General features: G+C 71.3%; 28 protein-coding genes and 1 rRNA gene. 12 read left to right on the forward strand and 17 right to left on the reverse strand.

The features are described from left to right. Positions 1-43 precede the first annotated feature (43 nt). Positions 44-226, reverse strand: coding sequence for a hypothetical protein (locus V3W47_RS15815; protein ID WP_331826189.1), 183 nt, complete (start codon positions 224-226; stop codon positions 44-46). A 27-nt stretch (positions 227-253) separates the two neighbouring features. Then, a complete protein-coding gene (locus V3W47_RS15820; RefSeq protein ID WP_331826190.1) occupies positions 254-1,171 on the reverse strand; it encodes an alpha/beta fold hydrolase in 918 nt (305 codons plus the stop codon). Positions 1,172-1,245: 74 nt separating this feature from the next. Here V3W47_RS15820 and V3W47_RS15825 point away from each other — a divergent pair, with 74 nt between their 5' ends. Continuing rightward, positions 1,246-1,524, forward strand: a complete 279-nt coding sequence (locus tag V3W47_RS15825; RefSeq protein ID WP_331826191.1) for a hypothetical protein — start codon at positions 1,246-1,248, stop codon at positions 1,522-1,524. Between the two features lie 7 nt (positions 1,525-1,531). Here V3W47_RS15825 and V3W47_RS15830 read toward each other — a convergent pair whose 3' ends face one another. After that, positions 1,532-1,795 carry a hypothetical protein gene (locus tag V3W47_RS15830; RefSeq protein ID WP_331826192.1) on the reverse strand — a complete coding sequence of 88 codons (264 nt, stop codon included), beginning with the start codon at positions 1,793-1,795 and terminating at the stop codon, positions 1,532-1,534. Between the two features lie 71 nt (positions 1,796-1,866). Between V3W47_RS15830 and V3W47_RS15835 the strand changes: the two genes are divergently transcribed. Next, complete coding sequence (locus V3W47_RS15835) at positions 1,867-2,811, forward strand: metallophosphoesterase family protein (RefSeq protein ID WP_331826193.1); 945 nt, start codon at positions 1,867-1,869, stop codon at positions 2,809-2,811. Positions 2,812-2,981: 170 nt separating this feature from the next. On the opposite strand, the gene V3W47_RS15840 is transcribed toward V3W47_RS15835, so the two are convergent. Further along, positions 2,982-3,842: a sulfurtransferase gene (locus V3W47_RS15840; RefSeq protein ID WP_331826194.1), complete on the reverse strand. Its 861-nt coding sequence runs from the start codon at positions 3,840-3,842 to the stop codon at positions 2,982-2,984. A 117-nt stretch (positions 3,843-3,959) separates the two neighbouring features. Here V3W47_RS15840 and V3W47_RS15845 point away from each other — a divergent pair, with 117 nt between their 5' ends. Then, positions 3,960-4,403, forward strand: a complete 444-nt coding sequence (locus V3W47_RS15845) for a SufE family protein (protein ID WP_331826195.1) — start codon at positions 3,960-3,962, stop codon at positions 4,401-4,403. An 83-nt stretch (positions 4,404-4,486) separates the two neighbouring features. Here the strand turns inward: V3W47_RS15845 and rdgB are convergent, their stop codons facing one another. The 9 genes from rdgB to V3W47_RS15890 form a co-directional block, all read right to left on the reverse strand. Then, on the reverse strand, positions 4,487-5,089 hold the full coding sequence (gene rdgB / locus V3W47_RS15850; protein WP_331826196.1) for an RdgB/HAM1 family non-canonical purine NTP pyrophosphatase: 603 nt from the start codon (positions 5,087-5,089) through the stop codon (positions 4,487-4,489). A gap of 428 nt (positions 5,090-5,517) precedes the next feature. Further along, the gene (locus tag V3W47_RS15855) at positions 5,518-6,207 is read right to left on the reverse strand and encodes a hypothetical protein (protein WP_331826197.1); all 690 of its coding nucleotides are present in this window, start codon (positions 6,205-6,207) and stop codon (positions 5,518-5,520) included. 57 nt (positions 6,208-6,264) lie between these two features. Then, on the reverse strand, positions 6,265-7,197 hold the full coding sequence (locus tag V3W47_RS15860) for a magnesium transporter CorA family protein (RefSeq protein ID WP_331826198.1): 933 nt from the start codon (positions 7,195-7,197) through the stop codon (positions 6,265-6,267). Between the two features lie 345 nt (positions 7,198-7,542). Beyond that, positions 7,543-7,779 (reverse strand): ferredoxin, encoded by a 237-nt coding sequence (locus tag V3W47_RS15865; RefSeq protein WP_331826199.1) that lies wholly within the window; start codon positions 7,777-7,779, stop codon positions 7,543-7,545. A gap of 106 nt (positions 7,780-7,885) precedes the next feature. After that, the gene (locus tag V3W47_RS15870) at positions 7,886-8,731 is read right to left on the reverse strand and encodes an NTP transferase domain-containing protein (RefSeq protein WP_331826200.1); all 846 of its coding nucleotides are present in this window, start codon (positions 8,729-8,731) and stop codon (positions 7,886-7,888) included. Beyond that, a complete protein-coding gene (locus V3W47_RS15875; protein ID WP_331826201.1) occupies positions 8,728-10,134 on the reverse strand; it encodes a sensor histidine kinase in 1,407 nt (468 codons plus the stop codon). The genes V3W47_RS15870 and V3W47_RS15875 overlap by 4 nt, the downstream gene beginning before the upstream one ends. Continuing rightward, complete coding sequence (locus tag V3W47_RS15880) at positions 10,124-10,681, reverse strand: GNAT family N-acetyltransferase (protein ID WP_331826202.1); 558 nt, start codon at positions 10,679-10,681, stop codon at positions 10,124-10,126. The genes V3W47_RS15875 and V3W47_RS15880 overlap by 11 nt, the downstream gene beginning before the upstream one ends. Beyond that, positions 10,678-11,340 (reverse strand): response regulator transcription factor, encoded by a 663-nt coding sequence (locus V3W47_RS15885; protein ID WP_331826203.1) that lies wholly within the window; start codon positions 11,338-11,340, stop codon positions 10,678-10,680. Before V3W47_RS15885 ends, V3W47_RS15880 begins: the two co-directional genes overlap by 4 nt. Before the next feature lie 34 nt (positions 11,341-11,374). After that, positions 11,375-11,737: a YkvA family protein gene (locus V3W47_RS15890; RefSeq protein ID WP_331826204.1), complete on the reverse strand. Its 363-nt coding sequence runs from the start codon at positions 11,735-11,737 to the stop codon at positions 11,375-11,377. Between the two features lie 403 nt (positions 11,738-12,140). Between V3W47_RS15890 and rplU the strand changes: the two genes are divergently transcribed. The 3 genes from rplU (at position 12,141) to obgE (ending at position 14,182) form a co-directional block, all read left to right on the forward strand. After that, the gene (gene rplU, locus V3W47_RS15895) at positions 12,141-12,443 is read left to right on the forward strand and encodes a 50S ribosomal protein L21 (RefSeq protein ID WP_331826205.1); all 303 of its coding nucleotides are present in this window, start codon (positions 12,141-12,143) and stop codon (positions 12,441-12,443) included. Positions 12,444-12,455: 12 nt separating this feature from the next. Further along, positions 12,456-12,731, forward strand: a complete 276-nt coding sequence (gene rpmA, locus V3W47_RS15900) for a 50S ribosomal protein L27 (RefSeq protein WP_331826206.1) — start codon at positions 12,456-12,458, stop codon at positions 12,729-12,731. Positions 12,732-12,877: 146 nt separating this feature from the next. Then, entirely contained in the window at positions 12,878-14,182 is a 1,305-nt protein-coding gene (gene obgE, locus V3W47_RS15905; protein WP_331826207.1) for a GTPase ObgE, read from the forward strand. 274 nt (positions 14,183-14,456) lie between these two features. Here the strand turns inward: obgE and V3W47_RS15910 are convergent, their stop codons facing one another. From V3W47_RS15910 to V3W47_RS15920, 3 genes are all read right to left on the reverse strand, one after another. After that, positions 14,457-16,190: a copper amine oxidase N-terminal domain-containing protein gene (locus V3W47_RS15910; protein WP_331826208.1), complete on the reverse strand. Its 1,734-nt coding sequence runs from the start codon at positions 16,188-16,190 to the stop codon at positions 14,457-14,459. Between the two features lie 236 nt (positions 16,191-16,426). Next, the gene (locus V3W47_RS15915; protein WP_331826209.1) at positions 16,427-18,535 is read right to left on the reverse strand and encodes a hypothetical protein; all 2,109 of its coding nucleotides are present in this window, start codon (positions 18,533-18,535) and stop codon (positions 16,427-16,429) included. Continuing rightward, entirely contained in the window at positions 18,532-19,107 is a 576-nt protein-coding gene (locus V3W47_RS15920) for a glycerol-3-phosphate acyltransferase (protein WP_331826210.1), read from the reverse strand. Before V3W47_RS15920 ends, V3W47_RS15915 begins: the two co-directional genes overlap by 4 nt. A 133-nt stretch (positions 19,108-19,240) precedes the next feature. Here V3W47_RS15920 and V3W47_RS15925 point away from each other — a divergent pair, with 133 nt between their 5' ends. The 6 genes from V3W47_RS15925 (at position 19,241) to V3W47_RS15950 (ending at position 24,907) form a co-directional block, all read left to right on the forward strand. Continuing rightward, entirely contained in the window at positions 19,241-19,978 is a 738-nt protein-coding gene (locus V3W47_RS15925; RefSeq protein WP_331826211.1) for a HesA/MoeB/ThiF family protein, read from the forward strand. A 257-nt stretch (positions 19,979-20,235) separates the two neighbouring features. Then, the gene (locus tag V3W47_RS15930; protein ID WP_331826212.1) at positions 20,236-21,150 is read left to right on the forward strand and encodes a glycine betaine ABC transporter substrate-binding protein; all 915 of its coding nucleotides are present in this window, start codon (positions 20,236-20,238) and stop codon (positions 21,148-21,150) included. A gap of 124 nt (positions 21,151-21,274) precedes the next feature. Then, entirely contained in the window at positions 21,275-22,450 is a 1,176-nt protein-coding gene (locus tag V3W47_RS15935) for an ABC transporter permease (protein WP_331826213.1), read from the forward strand. Beyond that, positions 22,447-23,379, forward strand: a complete 933-nt coding sequence (locus V3W47_RS15940) for an ABC transporter ATP-binding protein (protein ID WP_331826214.1) — start codon at positions 22,447-22,449, stop codon at positions 23,377-23,379. The genes V3W47_RS15935 and V3W47_RS15940 overlap by 4 nt, the downstream gene beginning before the upstream one ends. Positions 23,380-23,423: 44 nt before the next feature. Then, complete coding sequence (locus V3W47_RS15945) at positions 23,424-24,116, forward strand: ABC transporter permease (RefSeq protein ID WP_331826215.1); 693 nt, start codon at positions 23,424-23,426, stop codon at positions 24,114-24,116. 284 nt (positions 24,117-24,400) lie between these two features. Beyond that, the gene (locus V3W47_RS15950) at positions 24,401-24,907 is read left to right on the forward strand and encodes a CarD family transcriptional regulator (protein ID WP_331826216.1); all 507 of its coding nucleotides are present in this window, start codon (positions 24,401-24,403) and stop codon (positions 24,905-24,907) included. A 131-nt stretch (positions 24,908-25,038) separates the two neighbouring features. Here V3W47_RS15950 and V3W47_RS15955 read toward each other — a convergent pair. After that, positions 25,039-25,160: ribosomal RNA gene (locus V3W47_RS15955) — 16S ribosomal RNA — on the reverse strand; the annotation flags it as partial.

Here is a 25,160-nt window from a genome sequence, read left to right on the forward strand (position 1 = left end):
GAGGGACGGGGGGAGAACAGCCTTCGTCCTGACGCCTCACCCCTCACCCGTCCTCGTCCTCCGGCTCCCCGACCGGGTGGGCGGTGGGCTGGAAGCGGGCGTGGTCCTCGGTGGGGGTCAGGTTCTGGCGCGTGTCCCCGTCTGGTCCGGTGTCCACGCCGCTGATGACGACCTCGCCGTGTGCCCGCTCGCCCTGCGTCCCCTCGCCGTCCGGATTGTGGGTCATGGCCCAGAGTACGGCACAGGGCCGACCTCAGCGCGTCAATGCCTCCTCCAGCGCCTCCGCGAAGGCGTCCTCGTCGTCGAGCCAGGGGGAGTGTCCGGCGTCCAGCACGGTCACGTCGGCGTCCGCGAGGTCGGCGAGCCACTGGACCTGCTCGGGGTAGCTCGTGCGGTCGTGGACCCCGGCGATCACGAAGACGGGGCGGCGCAATTCCGCGAGGAAGGGCGGGTACTCGAACTCCCACAGGCCCTGGTGGACCAATGCCTCCTGCACCTCGCCGCCGCCCACGAGTTGCCCCTCGGCGTCGGCGAACTCCTGGCGCATCCGGCTCGCCGCGTCGCGGAAGTGCAGGGCGTTGAGCAGGTCACGGGCGTTGAGCAGGCGGAAGGCCGCCTCCACGCGCGCCTCTCCGACCGGGGCGTACTCCCCCTCCGGCGTGCGGGCGCGCACCTCCGTCGCCGGGTCGTCCAGCGGCACGCCGCGCCGGGCGCTCGCCTCGGCCAGGAGGGTGAGGGCGAGGTCCGGGAAATGCACCCACGGGTTGACGACGACCACGCGCGGCGTGCGGGTCGGGTGCCGCCGGGCGTACTCCAGCGCCACGAGCGCCCCGAAGCCGTGCCCGAGCGGGATGATGCTCTCGGCCCCCAGGTATTCGCGCACGGCCTCCACGTCGGCCACGAGCGTATCGAGGTCGAGGGTGTCACCGCCCTGCTCGGTGTCCGCAAGTGCCCCGCTGCGGCCCGAGCCACGCTGGTCGAGGTACACGACCCGGCGGTGCTCCAATCGCTCTCCGAAGAGGCTGCGGAAGGTGTAGGCGTTGTAGCCGGGGCCGCCGTGCAGAAAGATCACGGTCGGCTCTTCGGGGGGCGTGTCCTCTGGTCCCGTCACCTCGAAATACAGGTCGGCCCCGTTCAGGCGCTCGGTCGTCGGCTCATCCTGCCACGTCATGCGGGCATTCTAGGCGGGGCGAAAAGCAGGTCGGCCCCGGCCCGTCCGCCCGTTCCCGCGTTACCCTGCCCCCCATGACCGACGCGCCCGACGTGCCGCAGGGCATCGCCTTCACGCTGGAGGGGGTGGACGAGCTGACGTTTGCCCGCATCCTGCGCGACGTGATGGGCGACGCCGCCTTCCGCCGCCCCCTGCAAGTGCAGGCGCAGGAGCCTCGTCCCGGCAGCCCCGCCCGCCTGACGCTGGTGTTCCGCCCCGCCGACCGGACCCGCGCCGTGGACGCGATGCAGCGGCTCAAGACCGTGCTGCTGCGCTACGGGGTGCAGATCGACTCCGTGCGCGTGCCCGATTAGGCCGACCTCAGCTCTCCGTGTCCGGGTTCTGGCCCTCCGCCGACTCCAACGCCCGCGTCGTCTCGGCCTGCTCCTCGCTGCCACCAAGCAGGGCGCTTACTTGTGCGGCATTCAACCCCTCACCGGAGGGGGTCGGCGCACCGGAGGCCGGACGCTCGGCGAGGTCGGCGGGCGCGTCCCCCTGTTCGGCAGGCTGGTCTTCCGGCGGTGCGTCGGTGCGAACGGCGAGGGTCGGGTTGACGGGCAGCGCGTCGTGGTCGTCCTGGGTCATGCCCCAGCGTGCCGCCCGCGTGTCAGGGCTGGTTGACGGGCAGCTCAACGTTTCGTGATGGACTGGGGAGGATGCGCCGTCTCCTGCCCCTCCTCCTCACCCCCCTGCTCGTCGCCGCCGCGCCCGTTCCGGCGAAACCGCTCCGGGTAGTCGTCCTGAGCGACTTCAATGGCTCCTACGGCAGCACCGCGTACCCGGCGGCCCTGACCCGCAGCGTGGGTCGAATCGTGCGCGAGTGGAGGCCCGACCTCGTGCTGTCGGCGGGCGACCTGATCGCCGGGCAGCAGGCGAGCTTGACGGACGCGCGGGTACGGGCGATGTGGGCCGCCTTCGACCGGGACGTTCACGCGCCGTTGCGGGAGGCGGGCATCCCCTTCGCCGCCGCGCTGGGCAACCACGACGCGGGCCTGAGCCGGGACCGGAGGCTGGCCGCCGAGTACTGGAGGGAACACGCACCGAAGTTGAACTACGTGGAGCGGGCGAATTTCCCCTTCCGCTCCAGCTTCACCTTCGGCGGCAGCCTGTTCGTCGCCGTACTGGACGCGAGCGGCCCGAACGTGGGTGCAGATCAACGCGCGTGGCTGGCCCGGCAACTCGCCACCCCGCAGGCGCGGCGCGCGGGCATCCGTCTCGTGCTCGGCCACCTCCCGCTCGCGGGCGTGAGCGAGGGCAAGAACAAACCCGGCGAGGTCATCCGCGACCCCCTCCCGCTGAGGGAGGTCATGGAGGAGGGGCAGGTCCTCGCTTACGTCAGCGGCCACCACGCCGCCTTCTACCCCGGACGGCTGGGCGGGTTGAACGTCCTCGCCAGCGGCGGCATCGGCGGGCGGCACTATGTGGGCCATCCGGGCACGGCGCGGAGTACGGTCACGCTGCTCAGCCTGAACACGGCGCAGGGCACCGCCACCTTCCAGACCTTCGACGCGGACACGGGCGCGGATGTGAGGACGGCCTCGCTGCCTGCGAGATTGAGCGGGTTGGGCGGGCCGCTGGTGCGGGTGAATGATCTCGAATAATTGGTGCGTCTATTTTTCGAGGACGCCAAGCCAGCTCACCCCCACCCGGCCTCCCCCCTCAAGGGGGAGGGGCAACACAACAGCTCCACGTCCTCCTGTGGCCGTCCAAAAGAAAGGGCCGGGAACGCCCCAGCCCTCTGCCCTCAGCCTTCAACTTTTTGCTTACCGCCTCACGCCTCGCTGTACGTCTTCTCAATCGGCATGCCGACCGCGTTGCCCCACTCGGTCCACGAGCCGTCGTAGTTGCGAACCTTCGGGTAGCCCAGCAGCTCGCGCAGGACGAACCACGAGTGGCTGGAGCGTTCGGCAATGCGGCAGTAGGCGATCACGTCCTTGTCGGGGGTGACGCCCTCGCTGGCGTACAGGGCGCTGAGTTCGTCGGCGCTCTTGAAGGTGCCGTCCTCGTTCGTGGCGCGCGCCCACGGAATCGAGCGGGCACCGGGGATGTGGCCGCCGCGCAGCACGCCCTCCTGCGGGTAGGTGGGCATATGCGTCACCTTGCCGGAGAACTCGTCGGGGCTGCGGACATCCACCATCGCGCCCCGCCCGGCGCGCACGGTCTCGATGTGCGCCTTCACCTCGTCGCGGTAGGCGCGCAGGCTCTCGTCACGTTGCAGGGTGGGGTACGTCGTCGCCTCGAAGGTCGGCGCGTCGGTCGTCAGCTCGCGGCCCTCGGCCACCCACTTCTGGCGGCCACCGTTCATCAGCTTGAGGTTCTGAACCCCGTTGTAGCTCAGGAACCAGTAGGCGTAGGCGGCCCACCAGTTGCTCTTGTCGCCGTAGAGGATGATCTGGTCGCCTTCCTTCAGGCCCAGACGACCCAGCAGCGCCGACAGCTCCCGCGCCGAGATGAACTCGCGCTCGTGCGGGTGCCAGAAGTCCTGCTGCCAGTCCACCTTCACGGCACCGGGGATGTGGCCCGTGTCGTAGAGCAGGATGTCCTCGTCCACCTCCACGAGCCGGACGCCGGGCGTGTTCAGGTTCTGGGCCACCCAGTCGGTGCTGACGAGCACATCTTTCGCGTATTCCATGATGGTCTGCCTCCTTGAGCTTCAGGGGAATGACGGGCCGGGCAAGTCGTTGACCGAAAAGGTCAACTGGACGCCGCTCACCATACCGCCTCGCGGGGCGGGGGTACAGTTGGCCCCATGACCCAGCCCGCGTCCGCGCCCCTGCCCGAACGGCTCCAGAGCATCGTCTCGCTGTTCAAGTCCGCACCCAAGCCCCTGCGCCTCCAGGCCCTGCTGGAGTACAGCCGCAAGCTCCCGCCCCTGCCCGAGAAGTACGTCGAACACCCCGAGTTCCTGCAAGCGGTGCCCGAGTGCGCCAGCCCCTTTTTCCTCGTGACCGAACGGGCGGAGAACGGCGGCGTCAACATGTATTTCAAGGTGCCCGAGGAGGCCCCCACCGTGCGCGGTTACGCGGGCATCCTCCACGAGGCGCTGCAAGGCGAGTCGCCCGAGACGATCCTGAACGTGCCCGATCAGTTCTACATGGATATGGGCCTGTCCGAACTCATCACGCCGATGCGGCTGCGCGGCATGGGCGCGATTCTGATGCGGCTGAAGAACGAGGTGCGGGAGCACGCGTAGGCGTGTGGCACGTAGTTTGTCGCTTGTAGAGGGAGACCCTTTCTTTTTCCACAAGCGACGGGCCACAGGCCACAAGCCCTCGTCTACGCGCTCCGCTGCGCCGCCAGCAACCCCGCCAGCGCCCGCCCCCGGTGACTGATCGCCTGCTTGTCCTCCAGCGTCATCTCGGCCAGCGTCCGGGTCTCGCCGTCGGGGACGAAGAGGGGGTCGTAGCCGAAGCCGCTTTCGCCGCGTGGACCCTCCAGCAACCTTCCCGTCAGCTCGCCCCGGTAGGTCTCCACGTGGCCGTCGGGGTGGGCGAGGATGACCACCGAGACGAACCGCGCGCGGCGGTCGCGCTGGCCGCGCAGCTTCTCCAGCAGGTACAGGTTGCGCTCGTTGTCGTTCGCCCGGTTGCCGAAGCGGGCGCTGTAGACGCCGGGCTGGCCGTCCAGGGCCGCGACCTCCAGCCCCGAGTCGTCGGCGAGGGCGGGCACGCCGCGCATCAGGGCCGCCGCGCACGCCTTGAGGGCCGCGTTCTCCTCGTAGGTCGTGCCCGTCTCGTCGGGCAGCGGCAGCCCGCTCAGGCCCTCCAATTGCCAGCCCAGCCCGCCGAGCGCCGCCGCGATCTCGCGCACCTTGCCCGCATTCCCGGTCGCCACGACCACCCGCGTTCCGTCCTCCAGCCGCCTCGCTTCACTCGTCACACCTCCGAGTGTAGGTGAGGCGTTGGCACAAAGGTCTTTCTGCCGTTGAGCGGGGGGCTAGGCACGTTCACCTCCTCCAGCTTGTCCTTTCGGGGCGTTTGATGTCATCAACGGATCAGGAGGTGGACCGATTCTCCTGTCTGACAGAAGGACGAGCGTTGCTCGCCACCCCTCTCCCCAGCCCTCTGCTTCGCAGCTCTACGAGTCACCCGCAGGGGGAGAGGGAGCAAAAGCACATCTGGCGCGCTCGCCTTCTTTTGCCCCTCCCCCTTGAGGGGAGAGGTTGGGACTTGTAAAGCTCCGCAGGAGAGGGGGTGAACAGGCGGGGCATTCCCAGAGAGGAGGACCGTAACTCCCTGTAATCTGTCACCGGTACGTCGGGAAGACTTCACCCAAGCCAACACACCGTCCTGCTGGAAGCTGGCCGCCTACCGCTCCCCTCCCAACGGCACCTCCGCCCGCACCCGCCACCGCGTCTCGCCCTCCCGCCGCTCGAAGAGGGACACGGAGCGGTACGTCTGGGTGTGGTGCGCGGCGGTCAGGCGTTCCAGCCGCTCGCGCAGGCCCGACGCGTCGTCCCCGCCGTAGGGCTGGACGAGCGTGAAGTGCGGTTGCCAGGAATCCAGGCCGCGCGGCGTGCGGAGCAGGGCCATGCGCGCCCGCTCGAAAGGTCGGCCATACTCGTCCTCCTTCCCGTCGAACGGCGAGGCGGTCACGAAGCGCGCGAGCCGGGCGAGGAGCAGCGTGTGAAGGACGGTCAGCGGCGTGTTGGCATCGAAGCGGTGAACCCAGGTCGTGCCGTCGTCCCAGGCCTCCACCCGCCCGCCCGTCAGCGTCAGGACCGCGCCCGGCGACAGGCAGGCGACGCAGGCGCGCACCTCCGCCTCGATCTCCGGCCACCACGCGGGGTCGGTGGTGAAGCCCTCCACGAGCGTCAGGTGCAGGCCATAGGGTCCCGCGTCCGTCTGATCCTCCGGGCGCAGGAAGCTCGGCAGCGGGAGTTCCCGACCCTCGCGCACGTCGTAGCCGAGCAGTTCGCTCCCCGCCCGGTAGTACGGGCTATCCCCCGGCGGGCAGAGGTAGACGGCGAAACGCGTAGCTGTGCGCGGCTCAGTCATGGGAGGACCTGAGATGGGCCGGAAGCTGACCGCTGACGGCTGAAAGCTGACCGCCCCTCAAAATACCCGCCACCGATAGAACAAAAAGGCCAGCGTCCCCGCGAGCGCCGTGGCGATGCCCAACACGATCCACAGGGCCACCGAGTTCTCCTGAAAGGGCAGGGGCACGTTCATGCCGAAAATGCTCGTGACGAGGGTGGGAATCGCCACGAGGATCGTCGTCACCGTCAGCACCTTCACGACCTGATTGACGTTGTTGCTGATGACGGAGGCGAAGGCTCCCGCCATGCTCGTGAGGATGTTGCTGGCGATGCTCGCCATCTCGATGGCCTGGAGGTTCTCGATGAGCACGTCGTCGAGCAGGTCCGAATCTTCCTCGTACATCTCGAAGATGCGGTCGCGCTTGACCCGCTCCATCATCGCCTCGTTCGCCTTGAGGCCCGTGATGAAGTACACGAGGCTCTTTTCGAGCTTCAGGAGGTCCATCAGCTCCCTGTTGCGGGTCGCCGTCTCCATCCGGTCCTCGATGGTGTCCACCCGCTTGTTGATCTGGCGCACGTCGATCAGGAAGCGTTGGGCGTTGCGGAGGAAGAGTTGCAGGGTCAGGCGGTTTTTCTTGGCGGTGCTGACCCGCCGCACGAGGCCGCCCACCACGTCCTTGACGACGGGGTTTTCCAGCGCGCAGACGGTCACGACGCAGTGATCGGTGTGGAGGATGCCCAGCGGCACGGTGTCGTAGGGGATGTCGCTGTCCTCGCCGAGGCGGTAGCTCGTCTGCATGATGATGAGCAGGTCGCCGTCCTCGCGCTCGAAGCGGGAGCGTTCGTCGGGGTCGAGGGGGTAGCTGAGGTAGTCGAGCGGCAGGCCCGTGTCGCGGCTCACGCGGGCGAGTTCCTCGGCGGTGGGGGCGGTGGCGTTGATCCAGCAGCCGTCCACGTAGCCGTCGACGACCTGCAATTTGCCGCCGACGCTGCGGTAGTACGTCAGCACGGGTGCCCCCCCGCTTTCTCAGTGTGGTGCATGGCGCGTCCTCCGGTGGGGAAGGGATGGCGTGGGGGCGAAACTGGGCGGCTCGTGCTCGGCGTCCAGGGCTAAGTTCACGTTCATCACCTCCCCTCCTTCGGCGCGCGTAGGCGCAGGGGTCATGCTAGCGGGCGGGGTGGGAGTCGGGCAAGCAGAGGGAAGGGAAGGTCGAGAGGTCGAGGGGTCAGGAGTCGAGCAACCCCACGCGCCTCCTCGCCTCGACCCCTCGACTTCTTGACTCCTCGACCAGCCGCCCCACAGCCACAAAAAACACCCCGGCACGAGGACCGGGGCGCAGCAACCCGAGGCGGCTTACAGCCCGAAGAACGCCCGGTTCTTGACGATGAACTCGGTCTCGGCACCGGGCACGTCCTCCTCGGGGAAGATGGCGCTGACCGGGCACGCAGGCACGCAGGCACCGCAGTCGATGCACTCGTCGGGATGGATGAGGTACATATCGCCGCCGTCGTAGATGCACTCCACGGGGCAGACTTCGGTGCAACTCTGGTCCTTGACGCCGATGCAGGGGCTGGTAATCACGTGAGGCATGCGAGACAGTATGCACACCCCCCAGGGGCCTGACAAGGACAATCCCCCAATGGGGCTAGTCAGGTGTTTTTTACGTCCGGGCGCGGAAAAAAGCCGAGCGTCAGGCTCAGGATTGGGTCGGAGCGGGGCCGCTTTGCAGGTGCGCCTCGGCCAGCCGAAGGTCCCCCTCCCCGTCCACGTCGTTGCCGACGGCGGCGTGCGGGGTGATCAGGGCGCGGGCGGACACGCCGAGGATGGTGCTGACGCGGGCCTCCAACTCGGCCACGGTGAGGCGGCCCGTGAGGAGCCGCACGAGGACGCCGGGGCCGATCAGTCCGGCAAGCCGCAGGGGGGCCTTGCGCGCGGCGAGCACCTCGCGCAACCTCGGGAGGAACTGGCCGACCAGCCGGGGGTCGAGCAGGAAGACGTTCCCGCCCGTGAAGGTGCCGTCGCGCAATCGGGCATAGGTGCGCCGCACGCCGGGATAGGCCCGCTCGCAGTCCTCGCGCCGGACGACCGGGTAGACGAGGGCAGCGTCCACGGGGGCGGCGGCGAGGACCTCGGCCAGTTGCCCCGGCCCCAGCAGCGGAATGTCGGCGGTGACGACGAGAACGCGCTCACCGGACGTGAGGCCCGCCTGCGAGAGCGCCTCCACGCCCGCCTCCAGGTTGCTCAGGAGGGTGCCGTGGTCGGTGACGCGCTCGTCGATCAGTTTGTCAAGCGCGGGTGTGGTCGGCCCCACGTAGGCGACGCGCGAGACCCGCCCGCTGCCCCGCAGGGCACGCAGGACGTGGAGGGCCATCGGCTCGCCGCCGACCGGGATCAGGGCCTTGACCGCCACGCCATGCGCCGCCGCGAAGGGGTCGCCGGGGTCGCCGCCGCCCAGCACGACGGCGCTCCAGCGCGGGCCGGGGGAGGTGGGGAGGGAAGGAGCCGGGGAAGCGGTAAACAGCCCGGCCTCGGGGGAACTCATGCCGGAGAGCGTAGCACCCGCTCCTCTCCCGCTGGAGGCAGACGCAGGGTGGCGGTGAAGCCCGCGCCGGGGGCACTCTCCAGCGTCAGGGTGCCGCCGTGCAACTCCGCCGCGCGTCGGGCGAGCGCGAGACCCAGCCCGTGCCCCGCCGCGCTCCGGCTCGCGTCCGGGCGGTAGAAGGGTTCCCCCAGCCGGGCCAGCACGTCGGTCATGACGCCGGGGCCGTCGTCGCGGACGGTGACAGTGGCCCCGCCCTCCCGCTCCCCCACTACCGTGACCGTCACCGTCGCCCCCGGCGCGTGCCCCACGGCGTTGACGGTGAGATTCCAGATCGCCTGTCCCAGCAGCACCCGGTCGCCCGTCACGCTCACGGGCTGGGGCGCGAGGAGGTCCACGTCGGCCTCCGGGGCGAGTTCGCGGGCGCGGTCCACGGCGTCGGCGGCGAGGTCGCGCAGGGGCACGTCCCCCCGCGTCAGGGCCGAGGCGTCGCGGGCGAGCAGCAGGAGGTGATTGGCGAGGGTGGCGAGCCGGGTGAGGTCGGTGCCGATCTCGCGCAGCTCCGAGCGGTAGCGCCCCGGCTCCCGGTCGCGGGCCAGCGTCGCGTCCACGCGGGCGGTGAGGGCGGCGAGGGGGCTGCGGAGGTCGTGGGCGGCGGCCCGCATGAAGTCCTGCTCGCGCTCGCGGGCGTCGGCGAGGCGGGCGAAGGCACCCTGGAGCGTCAGCGCCAGCCGCGAGAGTTCGTCCCCCTCCCCCGCGCCGGGCACGGGCCGCCGCAGGTCGCCGCCCGCCCCGATCTCGCGCGCCGCCCCTTCCAGCGCCCGCACCGGGGCGAGGAGCCGCCCGGCGACCGTCCAGCCCAGCAGAAGAGACAGCCCCAGCGCCAGCGGAACGAGAATCCACAGCGCCCGCGCGAAGGCCGAGCGCGCCTCCCCGAGCGCCCGCGCGTCCGATACGACGGTCAGGGCCGCCCGTCCCCCCGCCACAATCCGCACGGCCACCAGTCGGTCCCCCGTCCGGTAGGTGCCTGGGCGCAGGCGAGGTGGAACCTCTTCCGGGAAACGCGAGGTCGCCACCTTCTGCACCTCGCCGCCGCTCACGGTAATCAGCCGCAGGTCGAGGTTCCGGGTCTGCGGATCGGCGTTCAGCATGGCCTCCAGGTCCGCCGCGCTCAGGGTAGCCCCCACCCCCAGCAGCGCCCCGAGCAGATCGTCCTCGCGCCCGAGCGCCGCCTCCACCCGCGCCTCCACGACGCCCACCGCCCCCGTCAGTCGGTCCCGCTGCGCCGCGAAGAGGAAGCCGTTCACCGCGAAGAACAGCCCCGCCGCCACGAGCGCCACCGCCAGCCCGGTCGCCAGCGCCGCCCAGAGGGTCAGCCGGGCGCGGAGGGTCAGGCTAGGAGCCACGTTCCGCCCACTCTTCCCGACTCAGGGCGTACTCCACGTCCCCCTGCTCCGATCCCTCGATCACGTCGGGCCAGTCCTGAAAAAAGGTCCGCACGTACCGCAGCCCCGCCCTCTCCATCACCCGCCGCGAGGCGACGTTAACCGTCATCGTGCAGGCGACAACGCGCTCCGCGTCCAACTCGGTGAAGGCCCGGCGCACCAGGGCGCGTGCCCCCTCGGTCGCGTAGCCCTGGCCCCAGGCGGAACGCTTCAGGCGGTAGCCGAGTTCCAGGGTCCCCGGCTCCGCGTCTGGAAGAGGGCGCAGCGCGAACCAGCCCAGGCACCCACCCGTTTCCCGGTCCTCGGCGGCCCAACGACCAGAACGGCTTCCGTCTTCCGCGATAAGACGGGCCAGCTCCTCCTTAACCGTCTCGCGCGAGATGGGACGCCCCCCGTTCAGAAAGCGCATGACGGCGGGGTCGCTGTTCAGCTTCCACAGGTCGTCCTCGTCGGCGGGAGTGAAGCGCCGCAGCGACAGGCGGGCCGTTTCCAACACCGGCCCACTCACCGCTCCACCCGGTAGCCGCGCCCGCGCTCGCTTGTGACGGCCTCCGGCGCGAGCTTGCGGCGCAGGTAGCGCACGTACACGTCCACGATACGCGCCTCGCCGCCGAACTCCGGCCCCCACACCCGGTCGAGCAATTCCTCGCGGGTGAACCAGCGTTCGGGCGAGAGCGCCAGCGTCTCGATCAGGGCGTATTCGCGGCCCGTGACGGCGACCTCTGCCCCGTCCCAGGTGACGGTCCGCGCCACGGTGTCCAGCGTGCCGCGCCCGCCCGCGAACGATACGCGCGGCGCCCCCTGCCCCCGCTCGCGGCGGCTCAGGGCGCGCAGGGTAGCGAGCAGTTCGGGCATGGCAAACGGCTTGACGAGGTAGGCGTCCCCGCCGAGGTCCAGCCCCTGCACCCGGTCGCTCAGCTCCCCCCGCGCCGTCAGGAAGAGGATGGGGGCCTCCACCCCCGCCGCCCGCAACTCCCGCGCCACCCCGAAGCCGTCCTGCCCCGGCAGCATCACGTCCAGCACGATCAGGGGAAAGTCGCCGAGCAGGGCGGCCTCCAGCCCCTCCGGCCCGGTCTGTGCCCAGGTCGGCACGTAACCCGCCTCGCGCAGCGCCCCCAGCGTGGGTTCGGCGATGCGCGGGTCGTCCTCCACGAGCAGCAGACGCATGGGCGTCAGTGTAGGGGCGGCGGTGAAGGGGGTGTTAACTGTTCAAGGCACGCACGAGCGCCCACCCCACCAATCCCACCCCGACGAGCAGCCCCACGCCCAGCAGCGGCAGCAACCACGGCAGCCGCCTTTGCAGGTCCACACTCCGCCTCCGCGCGTCCGCCAAGACGGGAGCAGGCAACCCCCGCGCCGCGAGCGCCAGGATGGTCGGTACCACCACGAGGTCGTCCCCCAGCCCCAGCAGCGGCGTCAGGTCGGGCAACAGGTCCACCGGGCTGACGGCGTAGACGAGCGCGAACAGCGCCGCCAGCCGCGCCCGCCCCGGCGTCCGGCGGTCGCCCACCGCGAACAGCAGCGCCAGCGCGTCCCGCCAGAAGGGCCGAAGTCGGGAGATCACGGCAGGGAATACGGGGTGAGGGGGTGGGAGGTTCCGCGCTGACGGCTGACCGCGCCCCCTGCTACACTCTCCCCCGGTTCGGGGCCGCGCGCCCCGCCTGGAGGTCAACCGGGAAGACGGCTCTCCCACGGGGGAGCGGGCGTGTACCGCGAGGACACGCGAGAGACGACGGACGGCACATCACCGAGAAAGACGCTCCCACACGGGGGCGGGTGATGCTTTGGCTCGTTCCGGTGCTCTCCTCCCGGTTCGGGCGCGCTCTTGTTTGGCCTGCCCGCTGGCGGTGTGCTAGGATTTTCCACTGGTGACTCGCCCCCACGCTGGGGCGGACTCGGGTTCGCAAGGACCATGAGCGCCCCCCGGAGCAGCGTTTTTCGGGCGGGCGCGGCAGGAGGAGAGCAGGATGTTTGCGATTATCGAGAGCGGCGGCAAGCAGTACCGCGTGCAGGAGGGCGACGTGTTGCGCGTCGAGAACCTTCAGGGCGCGGCGGGCGATCAGTTCAGCCTCACCCCCATCTTCGTGGGCGGTGAGCAGGTCGTGTTCGGGCAGGACGCGGGCCGCTTCACGGTGAACGCCGAGGTCGTCGAGCACGGCAAGGGCAAGAAAATCTACATCCGCAAGTACAAGAGCGGCATCCAGTACCGCCGCCGCACCGGCCACCGCCAGGGCTTCACGGCGATCCGCATTCTGGGCATTCAGGGCTAAGGAGAGACTGACATGGCACACAAGAAAGGCGTGGGTTCGTCCAAGAACGGACGCGACAGCAATCCCAAGTACCTGGGCGTGAAGAAGTTCGGCGGCGAGAAGGTCGTCGCGGGCAACATCCTCGTGCGCCAGCGCGGCACGAAGTTCAAGGCCGGCAATGGCGTCGGCATGGGCCGCGACCACACCCTGTTCGCCCTCACGGACGGCCAGGTCGTGTTCACCAACCGGGGCGAGCGCGGGCGCTTCATCAGCGTTCAGGTTCCGGCTGCTGCGGTCGCCGCCGACTGAGCACGGCGATTCCAGGCACGCCCTGCCCATGACGCGGCGGGGCGTGTTTTTTTTGAGTCGAGAGGTCAGGAGTCGAGGAGTCGAGTCTCCCCTCTAGACCCCTGGACCCCTCGACTCCTCGACTCACCGACAACGGAGGTGAACCTATGGCATTCCGAGACGTGCTGGACATCGAGGTCCAAGCCGGAAACGGCGGCGACGGGAGCATGAGCTTCCACCGCGCCAAGTTTCTGGAGAAGGGCGGCCCCGACGGCGGCCACGGCGGGCGCGGCGGCAGCATCGTGCTGCGGGCCATCGAGGGCGTGGAGAGCCTGGAGAGGCTCGTCGGGCGGCGCAAGTTCAAGGCACCCAGCGGGGCCTACGGCGAGGGACGGCTGCGCCAGGGGTCGGACGGCGAGGACGTGGTGATCGAGGTGCCCGTGGGCACGACCGCCTTCGACAGCGACTCCGGGCGGGTCATCGCCGACCTCGTGCGGGTGGGGCAGGAGCAGGTGATCGCGCGTGGCGGCTTCGGCGGGCGCGGCAATTCCACCTTTGCCAGCAGTACCCGGCAGGCCCCGCGCTTCGCGGAACTCGGCACGCCGGGCCAGCGGCGGCGGGTGCGGCTGGAACTGCGCCTGATCGCGGACGTGGGGCTGGTGGGCTACCCCAACGCGGGCAAGAGCAGCCTGCTCGCGGCCCTCTCGCGGGCAAATCCGGCCATCGCGGACTACCCCTTCACGACCCTCTCGCCCATCCTCGGGGTGGTCGAAAGTGTGGGTGGCGAGGAACGTCTGACGCTCGCCGACATCCCCGGCATCATCGAGGGGGCGAGCGAGGGCAAGGGGCTGGGGCTGGAGTTCCTGCGGCACATCAGCCGCACCCGCCTGCTCGTGTACGTGCTGGACGTGACGCGCGACCCCGTGAGCGAGATGCGCCAGCTTCAGGCCGAGTTGCGCGCCTACGACCCCAGCCTGCTCGAACAGGTCGCGTGCGTGGCGCTGAACAAGGTCGAACTCGTGGACCCCGATCTCGCCGCCTTCGCGGAGGACGAATTGGCAGAGTTTGGCCTGCCCGTCTTCCAGATCAGCGCGCGGGAGGGGCAGGGCCTGAACGAACTGCGCGCCGCCCTCTTCCAACTTCTCCCCGACCGGGAGCTGTGGGCGCGGACGCACGCGCTGGAGGTCGAACCCGAGGAGACGCGCGAGGAGGCCCTGTCCCTCACCTTCCGCGAGGACGCCCCCGCCAAGCCCGGCGAGGCCCCCGAGCGTGTGTGGGAGGTCCACGGCGGCGGCTTCGAGGAGCGCGTGGTGCGCTTCGCCCGCCACATGGACGACGCCGCCGAGTACCTGTCGGGTGTCTTCAAGCGGCAGGGGCTGTACAACGCCCTCAAGAAGGTCGGAGCACGCGAGGGCGATACCGTGGAGATCGGCAACTTCCGCTTCGAGTACTTCGAGGAGGAGGGGAAGTAGGTCGGGAGCGGGTTGACTGGGTGGCAATGCCTGTTCACCCCCTCTCCTGCGGAGCTGTGCCAGTCCCAGCCTCCCCCATCAAGGGGGAGGAGCAAAAAGCCCAAGCCTCAGCTTCTTTTCTCCCTCTCCCCTCGTGGGTGACTCGAAGAGCCGCTTGCGGAGGGCCGGGGTGAGGGGGCGTGCGACCATCCCCACCGCCCAACTCCCACAATCAAAGCGTAGGGGCCGGGCCTGGATCACCCCCAGCCACCCGGCCCCGCCCCTTTTCCCCTCCCTACGGCTGATACGTCTTGACGACGCCGCCCACGCCCGTCTGTGGCGTCCGGGCGCGGTAGAACACGAGGCTGACGGGCAGGTTGCTCCCGCTGGCGGGGATGAAGTCGATGTGCAGGCGGTCGGTCTGCGAGCGCCACAGCAAGACGGGCTGATCGGGCGCGAGGGCGTTGCCGCTGCGCGGAAGCTTGATGGTCTGGTTCAGCGGGCCGTCCTGCACGTTCATCGCGCCCCGGTAGAGGCCGCCGCGCGGGCTGAGGGCGACGGCGGTTCCCGTCGCGCCGTTGATCTCCAGGTCGTACAGCACGCCGTAGTTGCCGAGCAGGCGCTGGGGCTGGCCGGTGATCGCGTCCGTGCCCGTGATCGCGGGGTCGAGCTGGCCGTCCCCGATCACGATGCGGGCGGGCAGGGTGGTCAGGTCCACGCGCAGGGATTTCACGGCATTGGGGAAGGTGCCCCGCTGGTGGCGTCCGTCGGGCTGGAGGTACGGGAGCTGCTGGGCGACCTGCGCGGTGGGGGGCAGGCCGTCTTCCAGCATCAGGAAGGTGATCTCCACCCGGCCCGACGTGGTGAGGTCCTGCAAGACGTTGACGCCGCTGCCCGCGTTCAGGGTGGGGCTGGCGTAGACGGGCGCGCTCTGGCCGGGCGCGAGGGTCAGGCTGCCCGCGCCCGCGCCCGCGAAGTAGTCGAGCAACGTGACCTGCCCGAGCAGGCCCTCGATGCGGGTGGGGGCCGTCTCGCCCAGCCGCTCGGTGCGGACCTCCACGGCGCGGGGTTCGAGGTTGCGCGCGAGGACATACAGCCGCGCGGGCCTTCCGAGCGCGTTGAGGTGGTAGGCGAGCAGCCGCGCCCGCCCGGCCACGGTGTCCTGGTACAGCAGGCCGCTCTGGGTGGGGGCCTCCGGGCTGTCGCTGAAGAGCAGCGGGAAGCTCGGCCCGGCCACCGGGCGCACGGGCGCGGCGGGGTAGTTCAGCACGAGGGGATCGGGGAAGCGGTCGCCGGGTTCGGCGTACTTCAGGGCGTAGGTGAGCGGCGAGTCGAGCGGCGTGCCCTCCACGCGGATCGTGCGGGCGTGGGGCGTGCTCGTCAGGCCCCGGCTGTTCGTGACCTGGAGGGTGACGGTGTACGTCCCCGGCTGGAAGTACACGTCCTGTCGCCCGGTCCACTTGCGGGACACGATGTCCGCCCCGTCGGGGTCGAAGGGGTAGTCGGTGAAGACCACCCGCTCGCCGGGCGCGTACACGCCCTTGTCGGTGGAAAAGCGCGCCTGGGGGGCGAGGGGATTGCCGCCCTCCCGCAGCGCCGTGACGGTCAGCGTGCGTCCGTCGGCCTCCACGCTCAGGTTGGCGCTCAGCGCGTCGGCCAGCAGGCGGGCGCTCACGTACAGGGTGGTCCCGACGGTGACGACGCTCCCCTCCGGCTGGTGTGCCCCCGCGAGGAAGGCGGCGTTGCGGGCCGGATCGACGGTCAGCCGCCCGAGTTGCACCTGCCCGGCCCCCGTCCCGATGGTCTGCCCGAGCAGCGCCGCCGCCTCACGGAGCGGGAGCATCATGCGGCCCCCGATCAGGCGGGGCGGCGTGAGGAGGGTCGCGGCCTCGCCGTTCACGGTCGCGGCGGTCTGGTCGCCGGAGACGGTGAGCTGCACCGCCCCCAGCGCGGCGGCGGGAACGGAGGGCAGCGCGAGGGCGAGCGCGGCGAGGAGGACGCGGGCCGGACGGCGGGCGGTTCGCCTCACGGTGCGAGGGGAAGAAGAGGGGAGGACGCGCACAGGCACCGGGGAAGTATGCGGCCCGAAGCTGACTCAGGTCTGGGAAAAGATGCCCGTTTCCTGTTCAGCCTGAGAAAACGGGTAGAGAGCGAGAGAGCTGAAAACGACGTGCTGGAGTGCAAGTCATCCTCTCCTCCACCCCCTGCCCCAGAACTGACCCCCAGATAGTGAAGGGACGATGAGGCCAGCGCATGAACTTCTTCTCAGTCCTGCCCCTTCTTCCGGGCGTGCCGCACCTCCGCCGTGATGAAGGCGGCGAGGTTGAGCGCGTAGGTCGTGCCGAGCAGAAGCAGGAGCGCTGTGCGGACACCGGGCCGGGTGGGGTCGAGCAGGGCCGGAGCGCGGGTCACACCCAGCAGGGGGGCGAGGGCCGTCAGCGTGGCCGCCCACGCGAGGAGGAGCACGCCGCCCCACGCGCCCTCCAGAAAGCCCGTGCCGGGCAGCAGCAGCGCGGCGACCCGGTACGCGGCGGGACGACCCAGGCGGGCGACACCGGGGGGCCGGGGCACGAGGAGGAGCAGGGTCAGGCCCAGCCCGCCCGCGAGCGTGAGGAGGACCGCCCAACCGAGCGCCGCGCTCTGCCCCTCCCCCGGCGTGAGAGCCGCGAGGGGACGCCGCAGGTCGCGGGCGAGGGTCACGCTGAGGTCGCCGTTCACCGCGCGGGCGAGGCTGCGGTCGCCGGGGTAGCACAGCCGGGGTTCACCGGGGCGGTACGTGCGCTGGAAGACGGTGCCCGGCGTGCTCGGCGGCAGCCCGAGGTTGTACGCGGCGGCGGCGAGGTCGGGGCGGGCGGCGAAGGCGGCGCGGTAGTTCTCGCGGGCCTGCGGAAGGTCGCCACGCGTCTGCGCGATCACGCCGAGGTTGTTCAGGGCGCAGGCGTCACCGGGGGCGCGGGCGTAGCGGGCGCGGGCCACCCCGTCGTCCCCGTCAAGTTGCGCGGCGAGGCCCGTCAGCAGCGCCGTGTCGGGCACGGACCGCAGGCCCAGGTCGTCCAGCCGGGCACCGGACCAGCCCCCCCCGTAGGTGCCGATGCTCAGGGCGGGGGCGCGCAATCGGGCGGCGGTGGTGTTGGCCCACTGCCACCCCGCGAGGCTGACGACCAGCCCGGCGACGAGCGCCACGAACACCAGCCGCTCCCCGACCCCCGCGTAGGTGACGGTCGTCCGGCGCAGCCGCGAGAGGGGATGGCGCAGCCAAGCCGTCCGGCGACCTCCCAGCGGACGGGTGTCCTCCCGTTGCGCGGACCGGACGCGCAGGGAGAGGGTCAACCACGCCGCCGCGAGCGCCACGAGCAGGGCGAAGGTCGCCAGCCGCGCGGCCTCCCGGACGAGGCGGGGGCCGTCCTCCCCGAGGTTGTAGAGCGTCCCGGCCCGGAGCGTGCGCGCGAACTGCCGCCAGTCCTCCGCCTCGCCGCCCCGGCCCTGCGCGTCCAGCAGGGCGGCGTAGCGGGCATACAGCGCCGGGCCGCCCTCGAAGCGGGGGTGCAGCTCGCGCAGGTAGCGCAACCACGCCTCCGCCCGCCCCAGCCGTTCCTGCGCGAGCAGCGTGCCCACGTACCCGCTGGGATTGCCGTAGGCGAACAGGGCCGCGCGGCTCACGCTCACCTCCGGATCAATACCACGTGCGGCGGCGTCGCGGCGGGCGCGGTCAAGGGCGAGGTTGGCGGCGGCGGGGAATCCGGCGGCGTCCAGCCCGGCGGCGAGGCCCACCCACGCGGGGAAGGGCAGGTCGCCCCCCAGGCTGCGGCGCACCGCGCTCAGGCTGGCGTCGGTGTCCCCGCGCCGGGCCGCGAGACGCGCCTCCCGCAGTGCCAGAAAGGGGTTGAGGGGGTCCTCCGCCGCCACCCGCGCGAGGTCCGCCTGGGGCACGAGGGCCGCCGCGCGGGCCAGCCAGCCCGTCACCTCCGGGTCGGGCGGGAAGACGACCCGCTCCTGCACGCCGCCCCCGTCCGAGGGGTCAAGGAGGGTGAAGCGTTCCACGTAGCCGTCGCCGCGCGTGCTCACCCGCAGGGTGCCGCCCCCCGCGTCGAGCGAGACGACCTCCCCCGGCAGGTCGTAGCGGGCCTGAAGCCGCCCGTCCTCCCCCAGCGCCTCCACCACCGGGCCGACTCCGAGGTAGATGCGCCCGCCCTGCGTCACCGGGCCGGTCAGCTCCCCGAGTGCGGCGGTGTACGTGCGCGACCAGCGCAGCCGGGGACCGTCCTCGAAGCGAAGGGTGCGGCTTTCCAGCACGGCGTCCGCACCCGCATTACCCAGTGTCAGGCCGAGGAGGAGAGAGGCGGCGAACACCCGTCCGGGGCACGGTGGGATCACGCCGGACGCCGCTCCGGGAAGGCGAGGAGGTGGACGGCCCGCACCGCCATCGCCGCGCCACCCGCCAGCAGATCGGGCAGGCCCCCGAAGCGTGCGGCGAGGAGCAGCCCTACCGGGACCGCGAGGGCGGTGGCGAAGGGCACGGCGTTCAGACCCAGCCGGGGTTGCAGCGTCCGCTTATAGAGCGGCATCACCGCCAGCCCGAAGGCGAGCATCCCCGCCAGCGTGAGCGGCCCCGTCACGAGAAGCGCCCCCATCAGCGGCGCGATGCCCCCACCGCCCCGGAAGCGGAAGAAGACGGGGTAGCAGTGGCCCAGCACCACGAACAGCGTCGCCACCCACGTGAAGTCCGGCGTCAGCGCGCGGGCGAGGAGGACGGCGGCGGCAGCCTTCGCCATATCGAAGGCCGTGACGCCCAGCGCCGCCGCGAGGCCGTGCTGACGAAAGGTGCCGCTCGCGCCGGGCAGGTCGCGGTCCCGGATGTCCGACCCCAGGAAGCGCGAGTACAGCACCCCCGCCACGAGCGAGCCGAGCAGGAAGGAGACGAGGGCGACCACGGCCAGGGGGAGCATGTCAGCGCGCATTCTAGGGCGCGGCAACAGCGGGGGAGGCTGTGTCTTGTTCTCCCTCTCCCCCCGTGGGAGAGGGTCGGGGAGAGGGGTGGCAAGCGCAGCTTCCCCTGCATCCCTGTCCTACACTCCCCCCATGACCGACCCAGCCCTCCTCTCCCGCCCGGAGCTGCGGCGCTACTCCCGGCAACTCTTCGTGCCCGAGTGGCTGGATGCGGGCGCGCAGGAGCGGGTGCGGGCGGCCTCGGTCCTCGTGGTGGGGGCGGGCGGGTTGGGCGGGCCGGTGATCGCTCAGCTCGCCGGGGCGGGCGTCGGGCGGCTCGTCATCGCGGACGGGGACACGGTGGACCCGAGCAACCTGCACCGCCAGACGCTCTACACGGCGGCGGACGTGGGCAGGCCGAAGGCGCAGGCGGCGGCGGCCCGCGCGCAGGCGGTCAATCCCTTCGTGCGGGTGCAAGTCGCCCCCTTCCTGACGGCAGAGAACGCGGACGCGCTCGTCTCCGGCGTGAGCCTCGTGGTGGACGCCACCGACAATTTCGAGGCCCGTTACACGCTGGCCGACGCCTGCACGCGGGCGGGGCGCGAGTGGGTCTGGGGCGCGGCGAGCGGCACGAGCGGGATGCTGAGCGTCTTCGGCCCCGGCCTCGGCCTGCGCGACGTGTTCCCCGATCCTGGCGGTGCCGAATCCTGCGACGAGGCGGGCGTCCTCGGGCCGCTGCCCAATATCGTGGGCGGCATGATGGCGCTGGAGGCCCTCAAGGTCCTCGGCGGCGTGGGCGAGCCGCTGCGGGGTCGGGTGTGGACCTTCGACGCCCTGACGGGCCGCGTGCGGGTGATCGGGGTGCGGGCCGCCTCGGCAGCCAACCTCTGAGCGCCTGTTGGAAGTGAGAACGCGAACGGGTCAAACAATCGGTCAACCTCAACCCGACTTCCCTCTCCTTTGAAACTCTGCCAGTCCTCCGCACAAGGACGAACAAACACCACAGGCACCGCCGAGGTGAGAGGTGCCGCTCGACTTCCGAAACGAGCGCCGACGCTTTTTCATGCCCTCACTGCCGCGCTTTGTGTGCTACCTCACCTGCCCACCCCCCCCGGACCTCTACGGTGGGCCGGAGCGGAGGTGCATCCATGAGAAGAGTCCTGATGCTGACGGCGGCGGTCCTGATCGGCGGCGCGTCGTCCCAGTCCGCCCAGCGGCCCATCGTGGTGGGCAGCAAACTCGATCCCGAGGCGCAGATTCTCGGGCAGATGATCGTGCTGACGCTGCGGAACGCGGGCCTGAGCGTGACCGACCGCACCAACCTCGGCGATACGGGCGTGAACCGCAAGGCGATTCTGGCGGGCGAGATCGACGTGTACCCGGAATACACCGGCAACGCGGTCTACCTCTTCCCGGAGGCGAAGATCGGCGCGCGGCAGGCGGGCGAGCCGGGCACAATCTACGCGCTGGCGCGGCGGCTGGACACGGCAAACGGCGTCTCCTGGCTGCGGCCCGCGAACGTGAACAACACCTGGGTCATCGCCGTGCCGCAGACGCTGGCGACCTCGCAGAAGCTCGGCAGCGTGGCGGACCTCGCGCGCTATCTCAAGGGCGGCGGCAAGTTCAAGATCGCGGGCAGCCCGGAGTTCTTCAACCGGCCCGACACGCTGCCCGCCTTCGAGGCGTCCTACGGCTTCAAGCTGCGGGCCGACCAGAAGCTCGTCCTCGCGGGCGCAACTCCCCCGCAGACGCAGCAGGCGGCGGCGAGCGGCACGAGCGGCGTCAACGCGGCGATGGCCTACGGCACCGACGGCAGCCTCTCGGCCCTGAAGATGGTGGCGCTGACGGACCCCAGGGGCGCGCAGGCCGTCTACCAGCCCGCGCCGATCATCCGCACGGCCACACTGAAGGCCACTCCCCGGATCGAGGCCCTGCTCAACAAGACCTTCGCCACGCTGACGCAGGCCACGCTTCAGGGTCTCAACGCGCAGGTGGCGCTGGAGGGCCGCCCCCCGCAGGAGGTCGCCCGCACGTACCTGCGGGGCAAGGGCCTGATCAAGTGAGCGTCCTCGCCGCCGCCAGCAGGCCGGGCGTGAACCTTCCCGGCTTCTTCCCCGAGTGGGACCACCCCGCCCCGTGAGCGCACCGGGGCGAGGGGGGGCGGAGGCCGGGGCGGTCTCTGCCCCCTTGCCCGTCGTCCGCCCACACAAGCGAACGACGGGCGATGTCCTCGCGGTCCTGGCCCTCGCCGCGCTCCCGATGGCGGCGGGTGCCCTCTTGCCGTGGGTGCTCCTGCGGCCCAACCGCCTCGCGCCCGGCGAGTACCTGGGGCTGCCCCCCGTGCTGGGCGCGGTGGCGCTGGGTCTTGCCTTCCTCCCCCTCCTCACCGCCCGGCTCCGGCCCGGCCTGACCTGGCTGCCCGCCTCCCTCGCCCCCGTGCTGGGCGTGTGGCTCCTCGGCGACCGGACGGGGGCGGCCCTTGTGGGTCAGGCGGAGTTCGCGCGGGCGAGCGCGGCGGCGGGACTGTGGCTGTTCCTGCTCGGGTCGGGCGTGGCGGTGTACGGGGCGCGGCTGGTGGCTCCAGGACGGGTCTCCCCTCTCCTCCCGTGGCTCTGCCTCCCCATCGTCCTTGCCCTCTCGGTGGGCGGGCACCTCTCCTCGTGGTCGGTGCTGGCCGAGGCGCGGAGCGAGGGGCCGCGCTGGGGGCAGGAACTCGCGCGGCACCTGTGGCTCGTCGGGTGGGCGCTGAGTCTCGCCGTGGGGATCGGCGCGCCGCTGGCCGTGTGGGCGAGCGGGCGGGAGCGGGTGGCATCGCTCGTGCTGGGCTTGGCAAACGCGGTGCAGACGGTCCCCAGCCTCGCGCTGCTGGGGCTGCTCATCGCGCCGCTCTCGGCCCTCGCCACCGCGTTTCCCGCCCTGCGCGACCTGGGCGTGAGCGGCATCGGGACAGCGCCCGCGCTCGTCGCCCTGACCCTCTACGCGCTGCTCCCCGTGCTGCGAAACGGGGTGGTCGCGCTGCGCGGCGTGCCCCCCAGCGTGGTAGACGCCGCGCGGGGCATGGGCATGTCGCCGGGGCAACTGTTCTGGCGGGTGCGGCTGCCGCTGGCGCTCCCCGTGTGGCTGGGAGGGCTGCGGCAGGCGGCGGTTCTGCTCGTCGGGGTGGCCGCCGTCGCCGCCCTGATCGGGGCGGGGGGGCTGGGCGTGTACATCTTCAAGGGACTTCAGAGCGCCGCCGCCGACCTCATCCTGCTCGGGGCCGTGCCCGCCGCACTCCTCGCCCTGGGGCTGGACGCGGCCCTGCGCGGGCTGGAGGTCCTGCTGGGGCACAGGCTCGGACGGGTTGCCGGGAGGGAGGCGGCGTGATCGAGCTTCAGCACCTGGAGAAGCGGTACGGCGAGGCTTACGCGGTCCGCGACCTCAGCCTCACCTTCCCCGAGGGCGAGGTCACGGCCCTGCTCGGCCCCTCGGGCTGCGGCAAGACGACCACCCTGCGGATGATCAACCGCCTCACCGAGCCGGGCGGCGGGCGGGTCCTCCTCGGCGGGCGCGACACGCGGACCCTGCGCCCGGAGGAGCTGCGCCGGGGCATCGGCTACGTCATCCAGCAGATCGGCCTCTTTCCCCACCTCAGCGTCGCGCAGAACGTGGCGACCGTGCCGGAGCTGCTGGGCCGCGACCGCCGGGCAACGGCGCGCCGGGTGGACGAGCTGCTCGACCTCGTGGGGCTGGACCCGGACGTGTTCCGCGACCAGCGGCCCGGTGCCCTCTCGGGCGGGCAGGCCCAGCGGGTCGGCGTGGCCCGCGCCCTCGCCGCCGACCCGCCCGTGCTGCTGATGGACGAACCCTTCGGCGCGCTCGACCCCCTCGCCCGCGAGCGGTTACAGGACGCCTTCCGCGACATCCAGCGGCGGCTCCGAAAGACGGTCGTGCTCGTCACCCACGACATCGACGAGGCGCTGAGACTGGGTGACCGCCTCGCCCTGATGCGGGGGGGTACGCTCGTCCAGTTCGGCACGCCGGGCGAGTTGCTGGGTCAGCCCGCCAGCCCGTTCGTGCGCTCCTTCCTGGGGGAGGACGCGCCCCTGCGCCTCCTCGCGGGCCGCCCCGCCGCCGAGTTCGCGCGGCCCGGCGACGCGGACGGTCTGCCGCAGGTGGACGCCGCCCTGGACGCCCGCAGCGCCCTCGGGGTCATGCTGCGCGAGGGGGTGGACGCCCTCGCCGTCACCGAGGATGGGGTGACGCGCGGCGTCCTGCGCTGGGCCGACCTGCGGGTGGACGGGGGGCGGGCGTGACGGTGGCGCTCTCCGCCCGCCCACTTCGGTGTCTCCCCTGGGGCGTGGTCGTCTGGCCCACGCTGCTCGCCCTGTGCCTGCTCCCCGGCGTGCTGCCCCGGCTGCTGGCCTCCCTCTCGCCGGGCGGCCCGCTCACCTTCGAGCCGCCATTGTGGAGGCTCACCCTGACGCACCTCGCCCTGGTGGGGCTGGCGACGGGGGCCGTGCTGGGGCTGGGGCTGCCCCTCGCCGTCGCCGTCACGAGGCCGGGGCGGGAGGCTTTGCGGCACCTCGCGGAGGCGCTCGTCGGCCTGGGGCAGACCGTGCCCACCCTCGCCATCCTCGCGCTCGCCGTGCCCACCCTGGGCTTCGGCTGGCCGCCGACGCTGCTGGGGCTGGTCGCCTACGGCCTCGTGCCCGTCGTCGGCAACGCCGTCGCGGGCCTCCTCGCCGTGGACGCGGGCGTGCTGGACGCGGCGCGCGGCATGGGGATGACGGGGCGGCAGAGGCTGTGGCACGTCGAACTCCCGCTCGCCTGGCCCGTCCTCCTCGCGGGCGTCCGCACGGCGACGGTCTACAACGTTGGCACGGCGACGGTCGGCGCGGCGCTCGGGGCGGGGGGGCTGGGCCAGCCCATCATCGACGGTCTGTCGCAGCAGAACACGGGCCTCGTCCTTGCGGGAGCACTGCTTGCCGCCCTCCTGGCCCTGAGCCTGGACGCCCTACTGGACCTTGTGGTCCCACGTGGGGGCACTTGACCGTCTCCCCATTGTGATCTATCTCTCACGAAGGGCTGATAAGGTGAGAATCATGCGGCCCCAGGCGTCCTTCCTCTGCTTGCGGACCGCGCAACTCTCGCAGCCGATCCCTGCACAGTCCTGAATCCGAGTCCGGCCCAGCCCTCCCGCTGGGCCGCCGACGTTCCGGTGCCGGGTGACGGGCGGGGAAGGCTCGGCCCCACGCCGTCCCGAGGGTGACGACCGACTCAGGACGACCGTTCCGCTCCCCAGAGTTCACAGTGAACAGCGAAAGAGGTGCCCCGGTGAAAAGCCCTGCGTTTCGGATCGGTGATCGTGTCGTCCTTCCGCCCTACGGCATCGGCGTCGTCAGCGGAACATGTCAGCGTCCGGTGACCGGAGAGACGCACGCCTACTATCAGGTGGAGTTCCCGAACACGTCTAGCCGCGCCTATGTGCCCGTGAACGCGCCCCTGGGCACCGGCCTGCGCGCCGCCCTCACCCTTCAGGACATGCCGACCCTGCTGCGCCGCCTCCGGACGAGCACCGAACTCAACCTCCCCCGCCAGTGGGCCGCCCGCCACCGCCGCGTCACCGAGATTCTGGTGAGCGGCGACCCGTACGAGCTGGCGACCCTGACCTGCGAACTGCGCCGCTGGAACAACGAACGCGGCCTGCCCGACCTCGACCGTCAGGCGTTCCGCCGTGCCATCCGCCTGCTGGAACAGGAGGTGCGCGGCCTGGAGGAGGACCCCTGCACGCTGGACGTGCGGCAATTTCTCGATCATGCCTGGAACGAGACGCCGAACTGAAAAGGAGGCGGGCCGAACACCCACGTTCGAGTATTCGGCCCGCCTCCCAAAACGCACACCCCCCGCTTTCGCAGGGGGTATCAGGAACAGCAGTGACTGTTGGTGGCGAAGAGAGATGCGGAGCGATGTAGAAAGGAGGTGATCCAACCGCACCTTCCGGTACAGTTACCTTGTTACGACTTCACCCCAGTCATGCGCCACAGCCTAGACACCTGCCTTGCGGCTCCCGATGGTTTTAGCTGCGACGTACTCC

It is taken from the genome of Deinococcus sp. YIM 134068, from assembly GCF_036543075.1.
Classification (GTDB): Bacteria; Deinococcota; Deinococci; order Deinococcales; family Deinococcaceae; genus Deinococcus; species Deinococcus lichenicola.